Source organism: Thermoanaerobaculia bacterium (assembly GCA_035260525.1).
Classification (GTDB): Bacteria; Acidobacteriota; Thermoanaerobaculia; order UBA5066; family DATFVB01; genus DATFVB01.
In genome coordinates, this window is the sequence record DATFVB010000232.1 from 1 (window position 1) to 4,658 (window position 4,658).

The following is a 4,658-nucleotide window of genomic DNA, read 5'->3' on the forward strand; positions in this document are numbered from 1 at the left end:
CACGTTGGTGACGTTCCCATAGGCGCCCGCGCGCGATCCCCACCAGGGAACGAACGGGTCGCGGGGGGCGAGAGGGAACCATCCCATGTACCCTCCGCCTCCGATGGAAAACGACGCCGACCAGCCCGCTCCGCCGCCGACGAAGGCGACGAGCGCGGGGGAATAGCTCGCGAAGGCGCCTCCCGGCGCCACGGGGACCCAGAACCAGCGGGACGAATGATTGACCCAGCGTCCGTAATGGTACGGCGCCCAACCCCACGGCTCGTCGGCGATCCAGGTCCAGCCCCAGGGATCCTGCCAGCCCCAGCGGCCGGCACGGTACGGTTGCCAGCCGACTTCCACGCGCGCCGGCGACCAGACATGGCCGTACTGGGGAATGTCGCTCCACTGACCGTATTCGTCGAGATCTTCCGTTCCGACGACGCCCGCATTCACATAGCGGGAAGAGGCACCCCGGAAACGCGCGCCTCTCTGGTCCACCCATCGATCCCACGGGTCGAGGCCGGGAAGCGCGACGACGTCGTACTGGGGCGAATCGATGCCCGTGATGTCCATCTCGCTGCCCGCGGAAAGGGGAACCTGGCCTCCTCCCGCCGCGACGAGAGCCTGCCCGCGCCGGACGCCCACGCGGGTATTGCCGTCCGCGTCCACGTCGAGGCGGTAGTCGCCCGCCTGTTCGAACGTCACGGCGACGTTGGGAGTGTCCACCTCGAAGGAGTCCTGGCTTCCGAGACGGGCGAGACGGAACGAAGCGGTGCCGCCCTGGAGCGAAAACTGCTCCACCTCGTCGGTCAGATTCAGAACCGAGAGATCGCTCTGGGCTCCGAGGCGCACGAAGTTTCCGCCCTCCAACTGAAGCTCGGCCCTTCCGTCTCCGCGCAGGTACAGCCGATCGCCGATGCTCATCGGAACGTTCACGGCGGCATCCTCCCAGACGTCGGGTTGGTCGCCCCGGTTGTAAGAAACGTCCCCCGAAAGATAGGAAACGCGGGCGACCGCCTGTTGAATGTCGGCGTTTCCCGGCCCCTGGGCCGGTGCCGCGGCGGCGGCCAGAAAAGCGGCCGCGCCGAAGAGCAGCGTTGTCGTCGAAAACCTCTTCATGTCGATACTCCTGGTCCTTTCATCGAGCCGCGAAATTCGAGGCGCTCGATCGACCCCCAGAATGAGTGTTCCGGGACCCGGCGTCCAATCGTTTCTTCCTCTCTCATTGAGAGGAACAAACGATGAGCGGCGAGCCCCGTCTCGCTGTACGTTGTCGGTGAAAGAAGAGGTGCTCCATGCTCTACACCATCGCGATCGTCCTGCTCATCCTCTGGGCGCTCGGATTCTTCGCCTTTCACGTCGGCAGCGGTCTCATTCACCTGCTCATCGTCGTGGCGGTGATCATGCTTCTCGTTCAGCTGATCTCCGGACGCCGCCGGATCGTCTAGGGACGGCATGGCGCTTCGGTTCAAGGCGACGGACGGCGGCCATGGCGCCGATGAAGAGCAGACGCCGTCGTCGCCTCCTTCGCCGGCGCGAAGGACCTTCCAGGTCATCCTGGTGGCGCTCGGCGTCGCCGGCGCGCTCTGGGCCGTCTATCGGCTGCGGGGCATCCTCCTCCTGCTGGTCCTCGCGGTGTTCTTCGCGTACCTCGTCGCTCCCTTCGTCGGGATCTGCCGGCGACCGCTGAGCATCGGCGGGCGCAAGGTCGTTCTTCCACTGCCCGCGGCCATCGGCGTGGTCTACGTGTTCATCTTCGGGTCTCTGGCGGCTCTCGTCGCCGTTCTGGTCCCCGTCGTCAGCGACCAGCTCGGCGAGCTCGCGTCGGAGCTCCCGGGATATCTCGCGCGAATCCAGGATCGATGGCAGAGCTGGCAGGCGAGCTACCAGAGCCGCGCCGTTCCCGAGGCGTTACGCGAGACCATCGATCGAGCCGTTCATCAGGCCGCTACGGCCGGAGGAACGTATGTGACGAGCGAGCTGCTGCCGCGTCTCGCGCGGGAGCTCGTCTATCTCCCGTGGCTCGTTCTCGTGCCCGTTCTGGCGTTCTTCCTCGTCAAGGACGCCCAGCCCCTCCGCAAGGCGGCGCTGCGGTTCTTTCCGCGGGGTCGCCTGCGGTCGCGCGGCGACGAGTTCCTCGTCGAGCTGAACGAAACGCTGGCGGCCTACGTGCGCGCCCAGGTGACGGCCTGCCTTCTGATCGGCGTGGTCTGCACTCTCGCGTTCCTCGTGATCGGCGTGCCATACCCGGTCGTTCTGGGGATCGCGGCCGGCCTGCTCGAGTTCGTTCCGCTGGCGGGGCCGCTGGCGGTGGGCATCCTGGCGGCGAGCTTCGCCGCGTTCCATTCGGGCGGGCAGGTCGTGGCCGTCGTGCTCTTCCTGCTGGTGCTTCGGGCGCTTCAGGACTACGTCGTCTATCCGAAGATCGTGGGAATCGGCGTCCACCTCGATCCGCTCGGCGTCATCCTCGCGATCCTCTGCGGTGCCGAGCTCGGAGGGCTCGCGGGAATTTTTCTCGCGATCCCGCTCGTCGCCGTGATCACGCTGGCCAACGGCCACTATCGGGGTTACCTCGCGGCGGAAGCCCGGACCGCGTAGATCGCACGCACGCGGCGGAGCGCGGCGAGGCCCGGCGGTCACCGGCCACCCCGCGGAAGACGGAGACTTTCGCCGGCCGTGATGTCCCGCGGGCGTGCTCGCAGCGCGGGCGCGGCGTAAGATCCCGGGAGCAAGGGAGGAGCTCGGCGATGCGAAAGCGCGCACTCGGAAGAAGCGGTCTCGAGGTTTCCGCCCTCGGGCTGGGCTGCATGGGAATGAGCCACGGCTACGGGCCGCCGAAGGATCGCCGGGAGATGATCGCGCTGATCCGCTCGGCGGTCGATCGCGGCGTGACGCTCTTCGACACCGCCGAGGCGTACGGCCCGTTCACGAACGAAGAGCTCGTCGGTGAGGCGCTCGCTCCGGTGCGGGATCGGGTCGCGATCGCCACGAAGTTCGGTTTCAAGATCGATCCCGACGGAAGGCAGCAGGGTGTCGACAGCCGGCCCGCGCACATCCGGGAGGTCGCGGAAGCGTCGCTCCGGCGGCTCCGAACCGACCGGATCGATCTCTTCTACCAGCATCGCGTCGACCCCGACGTGCCGATCGAGGACGTGGCGGGCACGGTCGCGGACCTGATCCGGGAAGGGAAGGTCCGGCGCTTCGGCATGTCGGAGGCGGGCGTCGGGACGATCCGCCGAGCCCATGCCGTCCAGCCGGTCACCGCGCTCCAGAGCGAGTACTCGCTCTGGTGGCGAGAGCCGGAGAACGAGGTCCTGCCGGTTCTCGAGGAGCTCGGCATCGGCCTCGTTCCCTTCAGCCCGCTCGGCCGGGGGTTCCTCACGGGAAAGATCGACGAGAACACGACGTTCGACGAGTCCGACTTTCGAAAAGGGCTTCCTCGCTTCACTCCCGAGAATCGGAAGGCGAATCAGGACTTCGTGGCGTTCATCGGGCGGCTCGCCGAGCGACAGAGAGCCGCCCCCGCGCAGATCGCGCTCGCGTGGCTCCTCGCCCAGAAGCCCTGGATCGTGCCGATCCCGGGGACGACGAAGGTTTCTCGCCTCGAAGAAAACCTGGGCGCGGCGGACGTCGCGCTCACGGCCGAGGACCTCGGCGCAATCGATCGCGCCGCGACAGATATCGCCGTCCACGGAAACCGCTACCCCGAAAGGCTCGAACGAATGGTCGGGCTCTGAAGGTCTGCGAGGACTGGCTGTTCCATTTCCTGCTGCCGCTCGCGGCGTACGCGGACCTCGCGGTGTCGGCGCTCGCGGCTTCCTCCCGCCTGCGCGGCGCGCTCTTCGGCGTCGGCGCCGCGGCGCTGTTGCTGCTCTTCGCCGGCATCCACAACGCCTGGGACAGCGTCGCCTACCACGTGTTCGTGAGCCGGGGGAGAGCGAATCCGCTCGGGGACCCGGCACCACCCGTAAAGGAGACCGATCATGCGCTCTGACATCGTTCCCGGAGCCACGTTTCCCGACTACGAGCTGCCCGACCACACGCGCGCTCCGCGCAAGTTGAGCGAGCTGCAGGGAGACGATCCGCTGATCCTCACGCTCGCGCGCGGGCACTACTGCCCGAAGGAGCACCAGCAGCATCGGGAGCTCGCCGAGTTCTACCCGAAGATCGCCGTGGCGTACACCCGGATCGCGACGATCTCGACCGACGACCACCACACGCTCCAGGAGTTCCGGGCGTCGGTCGGGGCCCAGTGGCCGTTTCTGTCCGACCCGGGGCGGATCGTTCAGAAGGACCTGGACATCCAGGAGTACACCGATCCCGAAAACGACCCGATGATCCCGCACACGCTCGTGTTGAAGCCCGGCCTGGTGATCCACCGCATCTACAACGGCTACTGGTTCTGGGGCCGGCCGTCGACCGTCGACCTCTGGCACGACCTCCGCGATCTGACGTGCGAGATCCGACCCGACTGGGATCTGAGCGCGCCGGGGCTTCGCGAGGCCTGGGACGCCGGCGACCATTCCCCCTTCCACGGATGGAACAAGAAGCCCGGTCGCAAGCCGACTCCGGTGCGACGAAAGAAGAAATGACGGTCGCCGGAATCCCCGGCGGTGCGGCGGGTTGGGTAAGATGAGCGCGACGTGAAGGAGACCTCCGCGGGGAAGGGCGAGTCG

General features: G+C 67.4%; 6 protein-coding genes. 5 read left to right on the forward strand and 1 reads right to left on the reverse strand.

Annotated features, from left to right (window positions below; genetic code table 11):
* A partial coding sequence (locus VKH46_11690; GenBank protein ID HKB71499.1) for a DUF6600 domain-containing protein occupies nucleotides 1-1,101 on the reverse strand: 1,101 nt, incomplete at its 3' end.
* Between the two features lie 176 nt (nucleotides 1,102-1,277).
* On the opposite strand from VKH46_11690, the gene VKH46_11695 reads away from it, so the two are divergent.
* The 5 genes from VKH46_11695 (at nucleotide 1,278) to VKH46_11715 (ending at nucleotide 4,574) form a co-directional block, all read left to right on the forward strand.
* Entirely contained in the window at nucleotides 1,278-1,430 is a 153-nt protein-coding gene (locus VKH46_11695; GenBank protein ID HKB71500.1) for a lmo0937 family membrane protein, read from the forward strand.
* A 7-nt stretch (nucleotides 1,431-1,437) separates the two neighbouring features.
* Nucleotides 1,438-2,580 carry an AI-2E family transporter gene (locus tag VKH46_11700; GenBank protein ID HKB71501.1) on the forward strand — a complete coding sequence of 381 codons (1,143 nt, stop codon included), beginning with the start codon at nucleotides 1,438-1,440 and terminating at the stop codon, nucleotides 2,578-2,580.
* 149 nt (nucleotides 2,581-2,729) lie between these two features.
* The gene (locus VKH46_11705; GenBank protein HKB71502.1) at nucleotides 2,730-3,719 is read left to right on the forward strand and encodes an aldo/keto reductase; all 990 of its coding nucleotides are present in this window, start codon (nucleotides 2,730-2,732) and stop codon (nucleotides 3,717-3,719) included.
* Nucleotides 3,720-3,781: 62 nt separating this feature from the next.
* Nucleotides 3,782-3,976, forward strand: a complete 195-nt coding sequence (locus VKH46_11710; GenBank protein ID HKB71503.1) for a hypothetical protein — start codon at nucleotides 3,782-3,784, stop codon at nucleotides 3,974-3,976.
* Nucleotides 3,966-4,574 carry a redoxin domain-containing protein gene (locus tag VKH46_11715; GenBank protein ID HKB71504.1) on the forward strand — a complete coding sequence of 203 codons (609 nt, stop codon included), beginning with the start codon at nucleotides 3,966-3,968 and terminating at the stop codon, nucleotides 4,572-4,574. The genes VKH46_11710 and VKH46_11715 overlap by 11 nt, the downstream gene beginning before the upstream one ends.
* The last annotated feature ends 84 nt before the right edge of the window (nucleotides 4,575-4,658 follow it).